Below are 18336 nucleotides of genomic sequence, written 5' to 3' on the forward strand. Positions count from 1 at the left end.
CGCGCCGCCTCAGAGGTCGTCGCGCTCGAAGCGCAGGTAGCCGAGCGCGAGCGGCACGACCGTCCACGCGGCGAGCACCGCGAGCGCGAATCCGGGCGACGCGTACACCTCGCCCGATGCCGGCGGCGCGCGGTTCACGACCGTCGTGGAGAGCACCGCGTACGCGCGCTCCGGGTTACAGTACGCGAACACCGTCGCCCACGTCGGCGTCGGGCCCGTCGGGAAGCGGAACCCACCGATGACGTAGCGGACGAGGCCCGGGATCCAGTTCCACGCGACGACGAAGAGGACGTACGCGCTCGCGACGCCCGCGACGGCGCGTCCGGCCGTCCGCGCGGCCGCCGAGATGCCGACGCCGACGCCGACGACGCTGGCGGCGAAGAGGACGGCGAGCGCCCACGTCAGGAGGACGGCGGCCGCGTCGATGCCGCCCCCGCCCGCCGCGAGGAAGACGAGGACGGCGGTGACGAACCCGACGGTGACGGCGAGCGCGAGGACGGCGAGGCGGCCGAGCGCGCTCCCGAGGACGACGTCGCGCCGGGAGTGCGGGAGCGAGAGGACGACGCGCAGCGAGCCGCTGTCGCGCTTCCCGGAGATGACGCCGTAGCAGATCCCGTAGCCGGCGAGCGGGACGATGCCGTTCGCGACGGAGCCGAGGATGCCGGCGACGCCCGTGCTCCCCGACGCGAGATAGCCGACGGCGGCGAACAGCAGGCCGAAGAGGCCGAAGAGCACGAGCGCGCTCATCGAGCGGAACGGGTCGCGCGCGTCCCGCTCGGCGACGACGCGCCAGCTCATCGCTCCACCTCCCCTTCGGCGCTGTCGGTGTACGTCGCGAAGAGGTCCTCCAGCGAGGTCTGACGGGACTCGATGTCGAGGAGCACCGCACCCTCCTCGCGTATCGCGTCGACGACCGCGGCCTTCCGCTCGTCCGGGCACGCCACCGTGACGGCGTTCTCGTTGGCGTCGACGCCGGAGACGCCTTCGACGTTGCGGACGGCGTCGAGGTCGGACTCCGTGGGCGCGCGGTCGAGCGTGAGGACGAGCGTGCCGCCGGCGTCGCCGACGGCGTCGCGGAGGTCGTCGATGTGGTCCTCGGCGACGATCTCGCCGTCCGCGAGGATGCCCACGCGGTCGGCGACGGCCTCGACCTGCCCGAGGATGTGACTCGAGAAGAAGACGGTGGCGCCGCGCTCGGCTTCCTCGCGGACGATTTCGCGCATCCGGCGCGCACCGTTCGGGTCGAGGCCGGTCGAGGGCTCGTCGAGGATGAGGAGGTCGGGCGACCCGGCGAGCGCGCACGCGAGGAGGAGGCGCTGTTTCATCCCCTTCGAGAAGCCTTCGACGTTCCGGTCGGCGGCCTCCGCGATTCCCACCCTGTCGAGGAGTTCGAGCGGGTGGTCGTCGGCGTCCTTCGAGTCGATTGCGAACCGGACGTGCTGGCGCGCGGTGAGGTGGCCGGTGAGGCCGTAGGCGTCCGGGAGAACGCCGAGGCGCTCGTGCACGCGTTTCGTCTCCGTCTGGGCGTCGTGCCCGAAGACGGACACCGACCCGTCGGTGGGGCGGAGGTAGTCGAGGACGACGTCGATGGTGGTGGATTTCCCGGCGCCGTTCGGGCCTAGAAAGCCGAACACCTCGCCTTCCTCGACGGTGAGGTCGATACCGCGGAGGGCGGTGACGTCGCCGAATCGCTTCCGGAGGGACCGTATTTCGATGGCGGCCATACGGGTAGGTGTTCAGACAGGCGGCGTATAGCCCTTTGGTGGGGCCGTGGCACTGTTTCGCACGAACGCGCGCCGTCGTCGGGGACGGGTTTTTGTGCCCGTTTCCCGTCACCTCGTCCAGAGATGGCCCTCCACACACGCAGACGGTTCCTCGCGAGCGCGGCCGCCGCTGGCCTCGGCGCGCTCGCCGGCTGTAACGGTAGCTCGTCGTCCTCGGAGAGCGCGCCCGACCGGTCGCTGTCCGGCACGACGCTCGCCGACCCCGACACCGTCACCCTCCGCGCGAGCGGCAACGGCCTGCTGGCGTGGGTCCGCCCGCGCGACGCGACGACGACCACCGAGTCGCCGCCGCGCTACGCCGGCCGCCCGCTCATCGCCACCGACGAGACGGCCGAGCGCGTCCGCTTCGCCGACGGCGTCGAGGCGAGCGCCGCACGCGACTTCCTCGACGCCACCGACTACGGCTCCGAGACCGTCTACCTCGAACACCGGTCCGTCGGCGCGTGCCACCGCCTCGAGCTCTGCTACGTGAACTGGACGGCGACGAGCATCGACATCGACTACGGGAGCTACTACCGCGACGCGTCCGACGCCTGCGAGGCGGACGCCGACGACGTGACCGCGTGGTTCATTCGCATTCCGGACGCCCTCGAACCCGACGCCGTCACGAGTCACGGCTCCTCGTGGAGCAGTCGCGGCTGCAGTCCGCGACCCGCCGAAATCGAGAACCGGACGGAGCGCCCGCCGCTCGACGCCGGCCCGCTCCCCGAAAACGCGAGCGACACCACGAGCGGGGGCGAGCGATGAGCGACGCCGACTCGGGCCGCGACCGACGCGGCTTCCTCGCGGGCGTCGGCGCCGTCGGTCTCGGCGCGCTCGCCGGCTGTAGCGCCCTCGACCCCGTCGACGGGGACGACACCGAGCCGACGGTCGAGACGGCGCCCTTCGACGACTTCGGCGGCGACCTGCCGACCATCCCCACGCCGCTCCCGGTCGCCGTCGCGTCGGACTACCTCGACCGCGCGGCGGCGAGCGCGCGCGCCGACCTCGACGCCGTCCCGCATCCGCTCACGGCCGACGACGTGCCGAACGGCGCGGTTCGCGACGCGCTCGCCGAGCGCTACACGGACGCGGTGGACGCCCTCGAGCGGGCGAGCTCGGCCCCAACCGACACTGGGACGCTCGACGCGCTCCGCGACGCGCGCCGGGCGGCCGCCGCGGCGCGAGCGGGGTGGCGCGCGGTCGACGGGTCGCTGACTCGCGCGGACATCCGCGAGCGCGCTTCGCCGGTGGCGGGGGACGTGCGGGCGTTCCGGGAACGCTGGCGTTACGTCGGGAGCCCCGACGACGCCGTGCGCGCGCTCCTCGTGCACGCCGAACTCGAGGACCTCGTTGCGAACGCCCGGACGAGCATCCGGTCGCTCCGCTCGCCCCGGTCGTTCGTGGACCCCGCCCCGGACGGGCCGCCCGCCGTCGCCGACGAGGCGGCGGCGCTCGAATCGGCGCGCGTCGCGGTCGCGGACGCCGCCCACCTCTACGACCGCTTCGTCGCCTCGCTCGACGCGACGCGGTCGTACGCGGGGACGTTCGACGTGGCGGAGGCGACGCTCGCGGACGCCGTCGCGGAGCGCGCGAGCGACGTCTCGGACGCCGACCACGGCAGCGACCTCGTGGACACGGACATCGACGCCACCGCGGTCAGGAGCACGCTCGACGACCTCCTCTTCGCCGTCCGGTCCGACGCGAGCTACTACCGCGAGATGGACCGCGTCGCGGGCGCGATCCGCGATCACCACGACCGACTCGTCGGCTTGCGCGCGCTCGACGCGCTCGTCGCCGCCGTCGAGAGCGGCGACTACACGACCGTCGAGGATGCCGAGGACGTCGTCGCGCTCCGCTCCGACGCCGTCACCGCGCTCGCGGACGCCCGAGGTGGCCGGTACCCACGGCTCGACGCGCTCGGCCTCCGGTGGCTCCCGGGGGCGGTCCGGCGGAGCGACGACGAGCTCGCGAGCTACGACGACCCCGTGCCCGCCGGCTACCTCGTCCCTCACGTCGGGCGCTACGTCCGGGTCGCGTACTCGGCGGCGGCCGTCGCCGGGGCGAGCGAGCGGGTCGTCGGCGCGCTCTCAGCGTAGCGTCGCGAGGACGTACCCGAGGACGAGCAGGGTGAGCGCGACGGAGCCCCAGACGAGCGCGGCGAACCCCAGCGCCGAGATCACCGCTCGCTCACCTCCGTGAGGCGCGCGCCGACGCCGCCGAGCGCGCGGAAGTCGTACTCGCCCTCGGAGACGGCGGCGGCGAGCAGCGTCGCGGCGACGGAGACGGCGGTGGAGCCGACGAAGACCCAGAAGAAGTCGGGGGAGACGGGGAGGCCGAGTTCCCTGAGGACGCCGGCGACGCCGGGGAAGAAGGCGAGGCCGACGGCGAGTCCACCGATGGAGGCGGCGAGCGCGCCGCGCTCGCCGAGCGAGGGGAGGTAGAGGCCGAGGACGAACGGCGCGAACGTCGCGGCGCCGAGGAGGTCGGCGAGGAAGAACAGCGTGAGGACGTCGTAGCCCTGCGCGCCGACGACGACGGCGGCGAGCGCGACGAGGCCGGTGACGGCGCGCGCGACGCGCGTGAGCGTGCCGACGCCGGCGTCGCTGAACTCGGCGAGGTCGACGGTGACGACGCTCGCGATGGCGTTTAACACCGTATCGGCGGTGCTGGCGACGAGGAGGACGGCGAGGACGACGACGCCGAGCGCGAGCCACGGCGGGAAGACGTCGTTGACGACGAGGAAGAAGGAGATGCCGGCGTTGCCGTCGACGAGGCCGCGCGCGGCGGCGACGACGCCGAAGAGCCCCGCGAGGAGTATCAGCGGGACGACGGCGACGGCGCTCACGCCGAAGGCGCGCCGGACGGACGTCGTACTCTCGGCGGCCCAGACGCGCTGCCAGACCCCCTGGTGGAGGACGTTCGCGCCGAGGACGGCGAAGACGACGTAGAAGCCGAACGCGACGGCCGCCGGGTTGGTGAGCGTGAGGAGCTGTGGGGTCTCGCGCGCGACGGTGGCGTGGACGGCGCCCGTCCCGCCGACCTGCCAGAGCGCGCCGACGGCGGCGGCGACGAGGAGCGGGAGCGCGACGGCGGTCTGGACGGTGTCGGTGACGAGGCTGGCGACGAGGCCGCCGTAGGCGGTGTAGGCGAGGACGAAACCACCGATGACGGCGGCGGTCGCCCACGGCGGAACGCTGGCGACGAGCGCGAGCGCGGCGGTCACGCCCGTCATCTCGGCGGCGAGGAAGACGAACATGTAGAAGACGGAGACGGCGAGGACGAAGCAGTAGAACGCGGTGCCGAAGCGCGCGCGGACGTACTCGGTGAGCGAGTGGCCGTCCGGCATGACGGCGCGCACGCGTCGGGCGACGGGGACGAAGAGCAGGAGCGGGACGGCGCTCCCGAGCGCGTATCCGAGGACGGCGGTGAGGCCGCCGTAGGCGGCGCCGGCTTCGGCGGGGCTGAGGAGTATCCACGCGCCCATGACGGAGCCGACGATGGAGGCGGCGGTGGTGCCCTCGCTCGCGCTCCCGCGTGCGGTGAGGAGCGCGTCGAGGGAGCGCTCGCCACGGCGGGCGTACCAGACGCCGACGGCGCTCGTCGCGGCGAGCGCGACGACGGCGACGGCGAGCGTGAGCGTCGCGTCGAGCATCAGCGCGCCCCCGCTCCAGCACTCACCGCCCGATGCGTCTCCGGCGTCGATTCCTGTCTCGGCGTGTCGTGGTCGCTCACGTCCCGCAGTGGCCGCTCACCGGTATATAATGTTGTGGTATAACTAGGTTATGAGTCCGCGAGCGCGGCGTCGAAGAACGCGACTTCGAGGTCGACCGCGCGCACGAAGAGGCGCTCCACGCGGGCCGCGCGACGCGCGGACACCCGCTCGAGCTCGCGCTCCAGTTCCGCGCGGAGCCACGTCACGAACTCGCGGAACGCCGCGTTCGCGTGCATCTCCACCCACCGGCGGTAGTGGAACGGCTCCGGTGGGTCCTCGACCGCGCTCGCCCACTCGAGGTAGACCCACTCGACGGGACAGAGGACGGCGAGCGTCTCCGCGTAGCCGCCGGTCGCTGCGGCGTGCGCGAAGCAGTCGGCGAACGCCGCGCCGACGTCGCCCGCGTCCGGGTCCGCGTCGGCGAGCGCGGGCCCGGGGAGCGCGTCGAACGCCCGCTCGAAGTAGTCGTCTTCAGGGCCGACGACGGTCGCGAGGAACTCGGAGAAGCGGCGTTTCGCCGCCATCGTCGGCGCGTCCGCGACCGCGTGGCCGACGTGGCTCGCGAGCGTCTCCACGAACGCGTAGTCCCGCTCGAGGTAGTCCCGAAAGACCGCCGCGTCGAGCGTGCCGTCCGCGAGTCCGCCGACGAACTCGTGGCGGACGGCGGCGTCCCACGCGCTCGCGTCGCGCAACGCCTCGACGCCGTCGCTCACGCGTCCACCTCCCAGCCCTCGCGCGTGTACGCCATCTCCCAGAACCGGTACTCGAGTCGCGCGCTCGTCAGGAACGCCTCGCGCATCGCGTCGTGCTCGCCCGGGAAGCGCTCGCCACAGCGGTCGACGAAGTCGCGAATCCGCTCGACGACCGCCCGGAACTCGTCGCTCGTGTACGCCTCGAGCCACGGCGTGTATCGGTGCTCGCCCGTCGCGCGCTCGGCGGCGTGCGCGGCGACGTCGAGGTAGCCCTGCGCGCACGGGTAGAGTGCGGCCGCGATCTCAGCGAGTGACCCCTCGTAGGCCGTGCGCACCAGGAAGCCCGTGTAGGCCTCGCACGTCGGCGCCTTCGTCACCGACTCGAGCTCCTCGCGCGCGATACCGTAGTCGGCGGCGAACTCGCGGTGGAGGTCCATCTCCTCGGCGAGCGTGTCGTGCGAGATCCCCACGAGCGTCGTCATCGTGGCTTCGTCGCGCGCTCGCGCGCCCGCGACGGCGAACAGCCGCGCGTAGTCGAGGAGGTAGCGGTAGTCCTGTTCGACCCAGTGGCGAAACGCCGCCTCGTCGAGCGTGCCGTCCGCCAGCTCGGTGACGAACGGGTGGGTCTTCTGTGCGCGCCAGAGCGCCTCTCCCGCGTCGAGCAGGTCGTCGCTGATGGGCATGCGCTAACGGGGGTGGCGACACGGGTAATAGCTTGTTGTATAACTAGATTATAACCGCGACGCCGCGCCACCGACAGAGGTATGTTCGGGTGGTATGATGCAGTAGTCACCGATGGAGCAGCGAGACGGACTCCGCCTCCCGGCCGAGATCGTCGCCGAGTCGTTCGTCCCCGCCGTTCGCGTCGCGCTCGCGCACGAACTCGCCGAACGCGGCTGCGCTCAGCGCGAAATCGGCGCGTTCCTCGGCATCACGCAGGCCGCGGTGAGCAAGTACCTCGCGGGGCAGGCGAACGTCGAGGAGCGTCTCGCCGACGACGAGCGCCTCCGGCGGACCGCGGCGCGCGTCGCCGACGGCTGGGTCGACGGCGACCTCGACGCCTACGACGCGCTCGTCGAAATCGAGACCCTCCTCCAGTCGTTCGTCGACCGGGGTCCCGTCTGCGCGCTCCACGAGGAGGCGATGCCCGCGCTCGACGGCCTCGAATGCGACCTCTGCGTGCGCGGACCCGACGCGGCCGCCGCGCGCGAACGCGAGCGCCTCCGCGACGTCCGCGTCGCCGTCCGCACGCTCGCCGCCGACGCCGACGCCGCCGCACACGTCCCGAACGTCGGGACGAACGTCGCGAGCGCCCTCCCCGACCCCACGGGGGAGGCGGACGTCGCCGCCGTCCCCGGGCGCGTCCACACCGTTCGCGGGCGCATCGACGTCCCCTCGGACCCCGCCTTCGGCGCGTCCCAGCACGTCGCCGGCGCGCTCCTCGTCGCGAACGAGCGCGACGCGACGATACGGGGCGCGCTCAACCTCGCGACGAGCGACGCCCTCATCGACGCCGCCCGCGAGCGAGGCGACGACCCCGTCGAGTTCGACGCCGCCTACGACGGCCGCGACGCGGAACTCCGGCGCGCGTTCGCGGACGGCGTCCCCGCCGTCGCCTACCACCGTGGCGCGTACGGCGTCGAACCCGTCTGCTACGTCTTCGGCACGGACGCTCGCGACGCCGTCTCGCGCGCGCTCGCGCTCGTCGCGGCGGCCGAGTGAGTCGCGGCGGCACACACCGCGGCGACACGAGTTATACGGCTGGGAACACGAGTTGAACGCATGTTCGACGAGTCAGCCGAGTGGACGCCGACCGAGATGCCCGCACAGGCCGGCCGGACCGTCGTCGTCACCGGCGCGAACAGCGGTATCGGCTACGAGGCGACGGAGGCGTTCGCCGCGAGCGGCGCGCACGTCGTCATGGCGTGTCGGAGCACCGAGCGCGGCCGCGACGCGAAGGCCGACGTCGAGGCCGACTACCCGGGCGCGTCGCTCACCGTCCGCGAACTCGACCTCGCGGACCTCGACTCCGTGCGCGCGTTCGTCGACTGGTACGGGAGCGAGTTCGACGCGCTCGACGTCCTCTGCAACAACGCGGGCGTGATGGCGATTCCGCGCTCCGAGACCGCGCAGGGCTTCGAGACGCAGTTCGGCGTCAACCACCTCGGGCACTTCGCGCTCACCGCCGGCCTCCTCCCCGTCCTCCGGCGGACCACGGGCGAGTCCCGCGTCGTCACGCAGTCGAGCGGCGTCCACGAGAACGGCCGCATCGACTTCGAGGACCTCCAGGGCGAGGCCGACTACGAGAAGTGGGGCGCGTACGCGCAGTCGAAACTCGCGAACGTCCTCTTCGCGTACGAGCTCGACCGGCGACTGCGCGCCGCGAACGCCAGCGTCACGAGCGTCGCCTGCCACCCCGGCTACGCCGCGACGAACCTCCAGCGGCGCGGCCCCGAGGCCGAGGGCTCGCGCCTCCGCCTCCTCCTCATGGAGGCCGCGAACGCCCTCCTCGCGCAGTCCGCCGAGCGGGGCGCGTGGCCGCTCCTCTACGCCGCCACCCACCCGAGTATCGACGGCGGCGAGTACGTCGGCCCCGGCGGCTTCCGGAACATGCGCGGACACCCGACCACGCAGGAATCGAGCGAGCGCTCCTACGACCGCGCGACCGCCCGGCGCCTCTGGTCGGTCTCCGAGGAACTGACCGGCGTCACCTACGACCTCCCCGCCCCTGCGTAGGTAACTCTGACCCCGGTGGCTCCGCTTCCTCCTCCTCCTCCTCGTCGCCCCAGATGGGCTTCGTCGACACCACCGCGACGTACTGGCCGATGGAGGTGACGAGGAACGACGCGAGGCCGGCGTACACCGCCTCGACGAACGGCGCGGCGAGCAGGAAGCCGACGACGAACAACGCGACCGTGAGGGCGCCGCCGGCGAGCACCCACGCGACCGTGAACCCGCGCGTTCGCTCCTCGGGCGCGTGCAACTCGAAGAGGTTCAACAGCGTTCCGACGACCGCGAGCGCGAGCAGTAGTCGTATCTCGATGGGCCCGACCGGGATCGCGAAGAACGCGACGAGTGCGATTACGACCCCCGTCGCCGTCGCCGTCGCGTCCTCCGCGTAGATGCCGACGAGGCGTCGGTACGTGCTCTGTTCAGCCATGGCACGACCCAGCGACCACAGGCCCATAGCTCTGTCTCCCCGACACCGCCGTCGGCGCCCGACCCTATTCAGTTAGGCTCTCGGCGAACGCGGGTAAGTGAATAGACAGCGGCCTTTCCGGCCCGAGTCCACTCTGTTCAGTCTGTATGCGTCTCAAAATCGCTGCACTCGCACTCGGAATCGTCGTCGTCGCGTCCGCCGTCGGCGCGAGCGCGTTCACGACCGCGTCCGTCGACCGGACGTCCACGATGGACGTCGTCGCTGACGACGCCGGTCTGATCGCGCTCAGTCCCGGGAACGCCTCGACCGACCTCGTCCGGACCGGGAGCGACGGCCAGCTCACCATCGACTTCGCGAACAGCGACGCCTCCGGCGTCAACGGCGACAGCACGTTCAGCATCGGCGACGGCACGACGTCCCCGCCGACGTACGCGTTCAACGTCACGAACAACGGCGCGTCCAGCCACGACTTCACGCTCGGCTACGCGATGGCGACCGACCCCGACAGCAACGCTGACAACCTCACGTTCACCGTCTACGACAGCACGGGCACGCAGGTCGCCACCGCGACCGAGAGCAGCGACACGTCCCCGTTCACCGTTAGCGCCGGCGAGACCCACTACGTCACCGTGAGCGTCGACACCACCGGCGTCGACAACAGCTCCGACCTCTCCGGCACGGTCACGGTCAACGCCTAAGCACCCCTCTCCGTTCTTGTTCCGCATCGCCGTCCTCGCCGTCCTCGTGCTCTCGACGCTGCTCGTCGCCGCGCCCGCCGGTGCGCCCGTGCAGGTGTCGTACGTCTACTCGGACAGCATGGAGCCCACCATCGGCGTCGGCGACGGCTACGTCGTCGTCCCCGCCGGGGACGTCGAATCCGGCGACATCGTGACCTTCTGGAGCGCCGCGCGCGGCGACTACACGACGCACCGCGTCGTCGGCGAGACGTCCGAGGGCTACCTCACGCGCGGCGACAACAACCCGGTGAGCGACCAGCGCGCCGGCTACCCGCCCGTGGCGCGCGACGCCATCGTCGGCGAGGTGCTGACGTGGAACGGCGACCCCGTTCTCCTCCCGGGCCTCGGGCGCGCCGTCGGGGCCGCCCGCGAGAACGCCGCCGTCCTCCTCGGTGCGCTCGCCGCCGCCGGCCTCCTCGGCGCGCGCCGCGACGCCCCCGTGAGCGAGCGACCCGAGCGCGCGCGAAGCGTCGTCTACCCCCTGCTCGTCGCCGCCCTCCTCGGGACTGCGGCGGTCGTCGCGTTCGGCGGCGCGTCGCACTCCGAGACGTTCCTCGCCGTCGAGGACGCGACGGCGACCGGCTCCGCCTCGACGCTCGCCGTCGGCACCGCACAGACCGTCTCCTACGCGGTCGGCGTCGCCGACCAGCCGTGGGCGACCCGCGTCGTCCACACCACCGGCCTGCACGCCGTCGAGACGACGCGGAACGCCACCGCCGTCACCGTCACCGGCACCGTTCGCGCACCCGCGACGCCCGGTCCCGTCCCCGCGGAAGTCGCGGTACGGAGCTATCCCGCCGTCCTCCCGCACGGAACCGTCGCGCGACTGGACGCCACCCACCCGCTGCTCGCCGCGTTCGCCTGCACCGCACTCGCGTTCGCCCCGCTGTTCGCGCTCGTCGCCCTCGCCGTCGACGGCGGCGAGCGCCTGCGGGCGTCCCGGTCGCGGCTCCGCCGCCTCCTCGTGGAGGGGTTCGAGTGAATCGCGGCCGCCGGCGACGGAGCCGGTCGGGCGGGTGGTCGCGCACGACGCTCGTCGCCCTTCTCGCGCTCGCGCTCGTCGGCGCGCTCGCCTACGGCGTCGCCGGGAGCGGCGCGTACACGACGGGCGCGCTCGACCGCGGGTCGTCCGTCCCCGTCGCTTCCGACGCGAACGGCCTCCTCGCGCTCGACGTCGCCGACGCCGTCACCGCGAACGAGACGAGCCGACTCGTCACCGCCACGAACCACCTCGGTCAGTCCGTCACCGTCACCGTCGCGCTCCGACCCGCCGCCGCGGACGACGCCGACCTCGTCGTCGACGGGGCGACCGTCGGCGACAGCGCGTCGGTCACCCTCGCGGCGGGCGCGAACCAAACCGTCGACGTCGCCGTCGAGGGGACCGCGAGTGACGGTAGCTCGCTCGCCTTCGACGTCGACGCCGACGGGACCGGCGTCACCGTCTCCGCACCGAACCGCTCGACCACCGTCACGACCTGAATACGCATGCTCCGACTCACCTACCTCCTCGCGAAACGCGGCCCGCAGGTCGCGCTCGTCCTCGGCGTCCTCGCGCTCGCGGCGTTCGGCGCTGCCGGCTGGACGGCGACGCATCCGCCCACGACCGACGTCACCGACAGCGAGAACGCCCAGCGCGCCACGCTCGCGTTCGACGCGAACGCCACCGTCACCGAGAACACGTCGCTCTACGCGACCGGGACCGTCCTCCGCGACCCCGCCGTCGTCCCGCGCGAGGCGCCGACGCTCCGCGTGACGCCGACGGTAGCCAGCTCGAACGCCACCTTCGACTCGGTCACGCAGACCGTCACGCTCGTCTACTCCGCGACGCGCGACGGCGAGACGTTCTGGACGCACCGCGCCCCGCTCGCCACGCGGACCGCGTCCGATACGCGCGCGCTCGCCACCCCGGTCGCAATCGACACCGAGCGCGTGCGCGAGCGCCTCGCCACCTACCGCGCGGACGTCGGCGGCGCCGGCACGGTGAGCGTCGCCGTCCGCGCGAACGCGACCTACGCGCTCGCCGGCTACGACGGGACGGTCACCGAGCGCGCGCCGCTCACGTTCCACGGCGACTGGTACGACGTCGCGACGCCGTCGAGCGCGCGCGACCACGACACGCCGCGAACGCGGACCGTGCCCGTGCCGTCCGCACGGCTCGTCCCGCCCTCCGCGCTCGGCGGCCTCGGCGTGGCGCTCGCGCTCACCGCCGCCGGCGTCCTCGCGTGGTATCGCGCCTACCGCCCGTCGCTCGCGGCCGTCGCCGAGGACCTGCACCGACACCGCTACGACGCGTGGATTTCGCCCGGGCGCGTGCCGCCCGACGCGTCGGGTACCGTTGTCGACGTCGCGACGCTCGAGGACCTCGTCGACGTCGCCATCGACGTCGACGGGCGCGTCGTCCACGACGCCGAGTCGGGCCACTACGTCGTCCTCACGCCGGCCGCGCGCTACCGGTACACGCCGCGTGCGGACTCGACAGAGGACTGAGAGATCCGCCGCTCACGGCTCGAAAACCACGCAACGCATACCCGTCCGCTCGCTCTAGTCGGGCACCCGAATGCTCGTCTCCGACCCGTACCGTCTCCTTCTCGTCGACGACGACCCGGCGTTCCTCGACCTCCTGCAGACGCATCTCGAGCGCGCGGCCGACGACGGCGTCGACGTCTCGACGACTACCGACCCCACGGACGCCCTCGCCGCCGTCGAGGACGACGCAATCGACTGCATCGTGAGCGACTACTCGATGCCCGAGCGGACCGGCCTCGAACTCCTTGCCGCCGTCCGCGCACGCGACGAGCGCCTCCCGTTCGTCCTCCTCACGGCCGAGGGGAGCGAGCGCGTCGCGAGCGACGCCATCGACGCGTCCGTCACGAGCTACCTCCGCAAGGACGGCGCTGACAGCATGGGTGCGCTCGCCGAGCACCTCCTCGACACCGCGAGCGACGCCATCCGCCGCTACCACCGCGACGCCGTGCTCGACGAGTACCTCTCCTTCGTCGACACCGTCCTCGGCGCGCTCGACGACGTCATCTACGTCTCCTCGCCCGACGGCACGCCGCTCTACTGGAGCGACGAACTCCGCGACGTCACCGGCTACGACGACGCCAACCTCTCCGAACTCACCGCCGCCGACGTCGTCCCACCGACGCATCACGACGCGCTCGAAGCCACGATTGCCGCCGTCCTCGACGGCGAGTCCGTGACGGTCAGACTCCCGCTCTACGGCGACGACGGCGGGACGACGCCCTTCGAGTTCAGCGCCGCCCCGCTCTACGGCGACGACGGCTCCGTCGTCGGCATCGCCGGCATCGGCCGTGACCTCACCGAGCGCGAGCGCTACGAGCGGGCGTTCGAGGGCCTCCAGCGCACCGCCGCGCGACTCCTCGAGGCCGACGACCGGACCGCCGTCGTGGACGCCGTCACCGACGCCGTCGAGTACGTCGTCCCCGTCTCGCACAGCGTCGTCTACCTCGTCGAGGAGGCGACCGAGCGCCTCGTTCCCGCCGCCGCGACGGCCGACATCGCCGACAGCGCGCCGTTCCACTACGACCTCACGGAGGACACCCCTGCCGTCCGCGTCTACCACTCGGGGACGCCCGAACAGCACGCCGTCGCCGACATCGACGACGGCCGCGAGCGCGGACTCGCCGACGCCGCCCTCTACGTCCCGCTCGGGTCGCACGGCGTCCTCGTCTTCGGCCTCGAGGAACGCAGCGCGCCCGCTCGCGTGTGGACGCTCGCCGACATCCTCGCGACGAACGCCACGGCCGCCCTCGACCGCCTCGAGCGCACCGCCGCGCTCCGCGACCGCGAACGCGCGCTCGCCATCCTCCACGCCCGCTCGGACGACTTCTCGCGCGCCTCCGACCCCGACGAAGTCGCGGACATCACCGTCGAGGCGGCCCACGACGTCCTCGACGCGCCCCGTGTCGCCGTCTATCGCTGGGACGACGCCGACGGCCGCCTCCGCCCCATCGCCGGCGACGGCGACGTCCCGCCGGTCGACGCGTCGGGCGGCGGCCGCCTCGTCTGGGAGGCCTTCGTCGACCAGCACACCGTCGTCGAACACGACCTCGACGCCGAGCGCGCGCCGTGGCCGGACGCCCGAAGCGCGATGGCGTCCCCGCTCGGCGACGACGGGGTCTTCGTCGCCGCCGCACCCGACCGCTCCTCGTTCGGCGAGCGCGACGCCGCCGTCGCCGACCTCCTCGTGACGAACGCGACGAGCGCGCTCGAACGCGCCGCCCGCGAGGCCGACCTGCGCGAGACGGAGGTCCAGCTCCGCGAACGGAACCGCGACCTCCAGCGCCTCAACCGACTGAACCGCGTCATCCGCGACATCATGGGCGCGCTCGTGCAGGCGGACTCGCGCGGAAGCGTCCTCCGCGCCGTCTGCGAGAACCTCGCCGCCGACGACCGCTACGCGCTCGCGTGGATCGGGACGCTCGACCCCGACGTCGACGTCGCCGCGTGGGCGGGCGAGGGCGAGTCCTTCCTCGACTACGTCATCGAACGCGACGCCGAGCACAGCCGCGCTCGCCGCGCCGTCGAATCTGGCGAGCCCGTCGTCGTCGAGGACGTCCTCCGTGACCCCACCGTCGCGGACCTCCGGCGCGAGGCGATGGCTCGCGGGTTCAGGAGCGCGATAACGCTCCCGCTTCGGTACAACGACACCGACTACGGCGTCCTCGAACTCTACGCGGGCGTCCCCGACGCGTTCGTCGGCGAGGAGCGCGACGTCCTCGTCGAACTCGCCGCGCACATCGCGAACGCCCTCGACACCGTCGAACGGAGCGAGACGCTCCTCTCCGGTGGCTCGCTCGAACTCGAGTTCGCGCTCGACGACGTCGACGACCCGCTGTTCGCGCTCGCGCGCCGCGCCGACCGGACGCTCGACGTCGACGCGGTCGCCCCCCACGACGACGCGTGGCTGGTGTACGCGACCGTCGATGGCGGCGCCGACGACGTCCTCGCCGCCGCCGAGCAGAGCGTCACCGTCACGGACGCCGACGTCGTTCGCTCGGCGGCCGACACGACGCTGCTCGCGTTCGTCGTCTCGAACACGCCGGTCATCGAGGCGTTCGCCGACCGCGCCGCGACCATCCGACACATCCACGCGACGCCCGACGGCGGGAGCGTGACGACCGTCGTGCGGCCGTCCACGGACGTCCGCGCGTTCGCGGACGCCGTTCGGGAATACCTCCCGTCGGCCGACCTCTCGCGGCGGGCGACGCCCGACACCGCCGCGACTCCCGTCCGCCACGACCTCGGTGAGGTGTTGACGGACCGCCAGCTCGAGACGCTCCGCGCCGCCCACGCCAACGGCTACTTCGAGTGGCCGCGCCAGCGGACCGGCGAGGAGGTCGCGTCCGACCTCGGCGTCTCCGGCCCGACCTTCCACCAGCACCTCCGGAAGGCGCTCGCCGCCGTCCTCGACGACGTCCTCGGCGACCCCGCCTGAACCGCCGGCCACCGACCGGGTCCTTCTCAGTCGCCGTCGCGGACGGCGAAATCCTCGGCGGCGACAAACAGTATTACTGAAGAGTAGTACTGAACAGAAATACTGCCTGGTATGTTTATGTGGTCGTGTCGAGCAGGCCTTCCGCGAAGCCGACGCCGTACGCGGCGTACTGGAGCAGGAGGAGGAGCGGCACGAGGAGCGCGAGCGGCGTCCGGCGCTCCCGATAGACGGCGCGCGTCGCGGACGCGGCGACCGGGAGGTAGGCGAGACAGAGGAGCGGGACGTACTTCGGGCCCTTCAGGGCGTCGCGGGCGGCGGCCGCGCCCCCGACGAGGAGCGCGAGCGTCGGGAGCGGCGCGTACCACCGGACGAGCGCGCCGTGGCGGCGCTGGAGGCGCGCCATCGCCCTCCCGTAGGAGCGGCTCTTCCGAGCGAACGCGCGCGGTGTCGGCGTGAGGTGATGGCGGACGACGATATCGGGCGCGTAACAGAAGCGATGGCCGTCGCGCGCGAGGCGATAGTGGAGGTCGGCGTCCTCGCCGACGTTCACGTCGTCGTCGTAGCGGTACGTCTCGAACACCTCCCGGCGATAGAGGACGTTGCAGGCGGCGACGGACTCCACGAGACGCTCGCCGTCGATGGATTTGGACTGCGGGCTCCCGCCGGAGCCGAAGACCGTGCGCTGCAGGCTCCCCACCACCTTCGCGAACGTCGGGTCGTCCTCGAAGGCGACGTTCGGGCCGCCGACGCCGACGACCGACTCCTCCTCGGCGTACTCCTCCATGCGCGCGACGAGCGACGCGAGCCACGTCGGAGGCACCCGGCAGTCCGAGTCCGTGAACGCGACGTAGTCGCCGTCTGCGAGGTCGACGCCGCGATTGCGACACGCGCCGATGCCCGCGCCGTCGGCCGCGACCAGCGTCGCGTCGAACCCCGCGACGACGTCGCGGGTCCCGTCCGTCGACCCCCCGTCGACCACCACGACCTCGTAGCGTTCCGCCGGATAGGTCTGTTCGGCGAGCGACGCCAGCGTCTCCGCAACCGTCCCCGCCGAGTTGTACGTGACGACGACGACGGTGACGTCCACGCCGTCTCGCGCGCTGTCGGGAGCCATCTCTCTCCGTACGTACGCCGTTCCGGCGAATAACTGTGGGGGAGCGCACCGCGTCCTCCCGAGAGGCGAACGCCGCCCTAGCGCTTATTGTAATTGATAGTGAACCAACTAATGGGAGTTAACCAATGTCAATCAAAGGAGTCGTATACAAGGGCGCACACGAAGTCGCCGTCGAGGACGTACCGGAACCGGAGCTACAGAACCCGACGGACGTCGTCATCGACGTCACGTCGACGTGCATCTGCGGGTCCGACCTGCACATGTACGAGGGCCGAACCGCCGCCGACGAAGGCATCGTCTTCGGCCACGAGGCGATGGGGGTCGTCGAAGAAGTCGGCGAGGGCGTCGACTCGCTCGACGTCGGCGACCGCGTCTCCATCCCGTTCAACGTCGCCTGCGGGCACTGTAAGAACTGCGAGCAGGGGAAGACCGGCTTCTGTCTGAACGTCAACCCGGACGGCGGCGTCCCCGCCGGCGGCGCCTACGGCTACGTCGGCATGGGGCCCTATCAGGGCGGACAGGCCGAGAAGATGCGCGTTCCCTACGCGGACTTCAACGCCCTCAAACTGCCGGACGAGGGCCACGAGGACGACTTCGCGATGCTCGCGGATATCTTCCCGACCGGGTGGCACGGCACCGAACTCGCCGACCTCCAGCCCGGCGAGTCCGTCGCCATCTTCGGCGCCGGCCCCGTCGGCCTGATGGCCGCCTACAGCGCGAAGATCAAGGGCGCCTCCGAGATCTACGTCGTCGACCGCGTCCCGAGCCGCCTCGACCTCGCCGAGGAGCACTGCGACGCCACCCCCATCAACTTCGAGGAGGGCAACCCCGTCGAGCAGATCATCGACGCGAACGGCGGCGAGGTCAACAAGGGCGTCGACGCCGTCGGCTACCAGTCCGTCGAACCGGACGAGGCCCGCGACGACGACGAGCCCTACGACCCGACGAAGGAGAACCCGGGCGTCCTCATCAACCAGCTCATCCGCGTCGTCGAGCCGAAGGGGAAGCTCGGCATCATCGGCCTCTACGTCCCCGAGGACCCCGGCGCGCCCGAGACCATCAGCGAGATGGAGGCCGCCGGCCGCCTCGGCATCGACTTCGGGAAGCTCTTCGAGAAGGGCCAAGCGCTCGCCACCGGCCAGTGTGACGTGAAGTCCTACAACCGCTACCTGCGCGACCTCATCGTCGCCGGCCGCGCCGAACCGAGCTTCGTCGTCTCGCACCGCGAATCCCTCGCGGACGCCCCCGAGATGTACCAGAAGTTCGACGACCGCGAGGAAGGTGTCACGAAGGTCATCCTCGAACCCTAGCCCCCGACCGTCCCGTTTTTTGCCGCGACGCGCCCGCTCCGCCGTCCCGTCCGCGCGCTACTCCTCCCGATAGTCGAGCAGCGGCGTCTCCGGGTTCGAACACGACTCGTCGCCGCAGACGCCGGCGTCGGCCCCGGCGCGCTCGACGCCGGCCGCGACGTGCCGGATCTCCCAGTCCGCCTCGTGGCCGGTCGCCGTCTCGTGGTCGTCGAGCGCGACGCGCGCACGCCCCAGGTTCCGGACCGCCTCGCGGAACGCGCAGTCGCGACACTCGACCACGACGTTCTCGTCGCTCGCCGCGTTCGCCGTCATGCTCGGCTCTCGGCGTCGCTCGGAGAAGAGCGCTCCGGTCGCGGGCGAACAGATAAGTCGTCACGTCGCGTA

Annotated in this window: 18 protein-coding genes; 10 read left to right on the plus strand and 8 right to left on the minus strand. The window is 72.3% G+C overall.

What is annotated here, in order from left to right; translation table 11 throughout:
• Window positions 1-9: 9 nt before the first annotated feature.
• Both EFA46_RS11195 and EFA46_RS11200 read right to left on the minus strand, forming a co-directional pair.
• The gene (locus EFA46_RS11195) at window positions 10-798 is read right to left on the minus strand and encodes an ABC transporter permease subunit (RefSeq protein WP_123077471.1); all 789 of its coding nucleotides are present in this window, start codon (window positions 796-798) and stop codon (window positions 10-12) included.
• Window positions 795-1724 (minus strand): ABC transporter ATP-binding protein, encoded by a 930-nt coding sequence (locus EFA46_RS11200; protein WP_123077473.1) that lies wholly within the window; start codon window positions 1722-1724, stop codon window positions 795-797. Before EFA46_RS11200 ends, EFA46_RS11195 begins: the two co-directional genes overlap by 4 nt.
• Window positions 1725-1847: 123 nt before the next feature.
• Between EFA46_RS11200 and EFA46_RS11205 the strand changes: the two genes are divergently transcribed.
• Together EFA46_RS11205 and EFA46_RS11210 are read left to right on the plus strand one after the other, a co-directional pair.
• The gene (locus tag EFA46_RS11205) at window positions 1848-2531 is read left to right on the plus strand and encodes a hypothetical protein (protein ID WP_123077475.1); all 684 of its coding nucleotides are present in this window, start codon (window positions 1848-1850) and stop codon (window positions 2529-2531) included.
• Entirely contained in the window at window positions 2528-3862 is a 1335-nt protein-coding gene (locus EFA46_RS11210) for a hypothetical protein (RefSeq protein ID WP_123077477.1), read from the plus strand. The genes EFA46_RS11205 and EFA46_RS11210 overlap by 4 nt, the downstream gene beginning before the upstream one ends.
• An 80-nt stretch (window positions 3863-3942) precedes the next feature.
• Here the strand turns inward: EFA46_RS11210 and EFA46_RS11215 are convergent, their stop codons facing one another.
• The 3 genes from EFA46_RS11215 to tenA form a co-directional block, all read right to left on the minus strand.
• Window positions 3943-5418 (minus strand): sodium:proline symporter, encoded by a 1476-nt coding sequence (locus tag EFA46_RS11215; protein WP_123077479.1) that lies wholly within the window; start codon window positions 5416-5418, stop codon window positions 3943-3945.
• 128 nt (window positions 5419-5546) lie between these two features.
• Window positions 5547-6191 carry a TenA family protein gene (locus tag EFA46_RS11220; protein ID WP_255494117.1) on the minus strand — a complete coding sequence of 215 codons (645 nt, stop codon included), beginning with the start codon at window positions 6189-6191 and terminating at the stop codon, window positions 5547-5549.
• Window positions 6188-6853: a thiaminase II gene (tenA, locus tag EFA46_RS11225; RefSeq protein ID WP_123077481.1), complete on the minus strand. Its 666-nt coding sequence runs from the start codon at window positions 6851-6853 to the stop codon at window positions 6188-6190. The genes EFA46_RS11220 and tenA overlap by 4 nt, the downstream gene beginning before the upstream one ends.
• Before the next feature lie 112 nt (window positions 6854-6965).
• Between tenA and EFA46_RS11230 the strand changes: the two genes are divergently transcribed.
• Entirely contained in the window at window positions 6966-7892 is a 927-nt protein-coding gene (locus EFA46_RS11230; protein WP_123077483.1) for a thiamine-phosphate synthase family protein, read from the plus strand.
• Window positions 7893-7952: 60 nt separating this feature from the next.
• Window positions 7953-8906 carry an oxidoreductase gene (locus EFA46_RS11235; protein WP_123077485.1) on the plus strand — a complete coding sequence of 318 codons (954 nt, stop codon included), beginning with the start codon at window positions 7953-7955 and terminating at the stop codon, window positions 8904-8906.
• On the opposite strand, the gene EFA46_RS11240 is transcribed toward EFA46_RS11235, so the two are convergent.
• The gene (locus tag EFA46_RS11240) at window positions 8878-9330 is read right to left on the minus strand and encodes a hypothetical protein (RefSeq protein ID WP_123077487.1); all 453 of its coding nucleotides are present in this window, start codon (window positions 9328-9330) and stop codon (window positions 8878-8880) included. The two genes, EFA46_RS11235 and EFA46_RS11240, sit on opposite strands and share 29 nt — an antisense overlap.
• 146 nt (window positions 9331-9476) lie before the next feature.
• On the opposite strand from EFA46_RS11240, the gene EFA46_RS11245 reads away from it, so the two are divergent.
• The 5 genes from EFA46_RS11245 (at window position 9477) to EFA46_RS11265 (ending at window position 15528) form a co-directional block, all read left to right on the plus strand.
• Entirely contained in the window at window positions 9477-10028 is a 552-nt protein-coding gene (locus tag EFA46_RS11245) for a hypothetical protein (protein WP_123077489.1), read from the plus strand.
• A 16-nt stretch (window positions 10029-10044) separates the two neighbouring features.
• Window positions 10045-11049, plus strand: a complete 1005-nt coding sequence (locus tag EFA46_RS11250; RefSeq protein ID WP_123077491.1) for a signal peptidase I — start codon at window positions 10045-10047, stop codon at window positions 11047-11049.
• Window positions 11046-11546 (plus strand): hypothetical protein, encoded by a 501-nt coding sequence (locus EFA46_RS11255; protein WP_123077493.1) that lies wholly within the window; start codon window positions 11046-11048, stop codon window positions 11544-11546. The genes EFA46_RS11250 and EFA46_RS11255 overlap by 4 nt, the downstream gene beginning before the upstream one ends.
• A gap of 6 nt (window positions 11547-11552) precedes the next feature.
• Window positions 11553-12554 (plus strand): DUF5305 family protein, encoded by a 1002-nt coding sequence (locus EFA46_RS11260; protein ID WP_123077495.1) that lies wholly within the window; start codon window positions 11553-11555, stop codon window positions 12552-12554.
• Window positions 12555-12624: 70 nt separating this feature from the next.
• Complete coding sequence (locus tag EFA46_RS11265) at window positions 12625-15528, plus strand: GAF domain-containing protein (RefSeq protein ID WP_123077497.1); 2904 nt, start codon at window positions 12625-12627, stop codon at window positions 15526-15528.
• Between the two features lie 115 nt (window positions 15529-15643).
• On the opposite strand, the gene EFA46_RS11270 is transcribed toward EFA46_RS11265, so the two are convergent.
• Window positions 15644-16642, minus strand: coding sequence for a glycosyltransferase (locus tag EFA46_RS11270; RefSeq protein WP_123077500.1), 999 nt, complete (start codon window positions 16640-16642; stop codon window positions 15644-15646).
• A gap of 131 nt (window positions 16643-16773) precedes the next feature.
• On the opposite strand from EFA46_RS11270, the gene EFA46_RS11275 reads away from it, so the two are divergent.
• Complete coding sequence (locus EFA46_RS11275) at window positions 16774-17952, plus strand: glutathione-independent formaldehyde dehydrogenase (protein WP_123078404.1); 1179 nt, start codon at window positions 16774-16776, stop codon at window positions 17950-17952.
• Between the two features lie 57 nt (window positions 17953-18009).
• Here the strand turns inward: EFA46_RS11275 and EFA46_RS11280 are convergent, their stop codons facing one another.
• Window positions 18010-18264, minus strand: coding sequence for a hypothetical protein (locus EFA46_RS11280; protein WP_123077502.1), 255 nt, complete (start codon window positions 18262-18264; stop codon window positions 18010-18012).
• Between the last annotated feature and the right edge of the window lie 72 nt (window positions 18265-18336).

The sequence above is a fragment of the Halarchaeum sp. CBA1220 genome (assembly GCF_003721175.2).
Lineage (GTDB): Archaea > Halobacteriota > Halobacteria > Halobacteriales > Halobacteriaceae > Halarchaeum > Halarchaeum grantii.

Bases quoted from the DNA above. Each gene is read 5' to 3' on its own strand.
- EFA46_RS11195 (WP_123077471.1), bottom strand. From the start codon at position 798: ATGAGCTGGCGCGTCGTCGCCGAGCGGGACGCGCGCGACCCGTTCCGC.
- EFA46_RS11200 (WP_123077473.1), bottom strand. From the start codon at position 1,724: ATGGCCGCCATCGAAATACGGTCCCTCCGGAAGCGATTCGGCGACGTC.
- EFA46_RS11205 (WP_123077475.1), top strand. From the start codon at position 1,848: ATGGCCCTCCACACACGCAGACGGTTCCTCGCGAGCGCGGCCGCCGCT.
- EFA46_RS11210 (WP_123077477.1), top strand. From the start codon at position 2,528: ATGAGCGACGCCGACTCGGGCCGCGACCGACGCGGCTTCCTCGCGGGC.
- EFA46_RS11215 (WP_123077479.1), bottom strand. From the start codon at position 5,418: ATGCTCGACGCGACGCTCACGCTCGCCGTCGCCGTCGTCGCGCTCGCC.
- tenA (WP_123077481.1), bottom strand. From the start codon at position 6,853: ATGCCCATCAGCGACGACCTGCTCGACGCGGGAGAGGCGCTCTGGCGC.
- EFA46_RS11230 (WP_123077483.1), top strand. From the start codon at position 6,966: ATGGAGCAGCGAGACGGACTCCGCCTCCCGGCCGAGATCGTCGCCGAG.
- EFA46_RS11235 (WP_123077485.1), top strand. From the start codon at position 7,953: ATGTTCGACGAGTCAGCCGAGTGGACGCCGACCGAGATGCCCGCACAG.
- EFA46_RS11240 (WP_123077487.1), bottom strand. From the start codon at position 9,330: ATGGCTGAACAGAGCACGTACCGACGCCTCGTCGGCATCTACGCGGAG.
- EFA46_RS11245 (WP_123077489.1), top strand. From the start codon at position 9,477: ATGCGTCTCAAAATCGCTGCACTCGCACTCGGAATCGTCGTCGTCGCG.
- EFA46_RS11260 (WP_123077495.1), top strand. From the start codon at position 11,553: ATGCTCCGACTCACCTACCTCCTCGCGAAACGCGGCCCGCAGGTCGCG.
- EFA46_RS11265 (WP_123077497.1), top strand. From the start codon at position 12,625: ATGCTCGTCTCCGACCCGTACCGTCTCCTTCTCGTCGACGACGACCCG.
- EFA46_RS11270 (WP_123077500.1), bottom strand. From the start codon at position 16,642: ATGGCTCCCGACAGCGCGCGAGACGGCGTGGACGTCACCGTCGTCGTC.
- EFA46_RS11280 (WP_123077502.1), bottom strand. From the start codon at position 18,264: ATGACGGCGAACGCGGCGAGCGACGAGAACGTCGTGGTCGAGTGTCGC.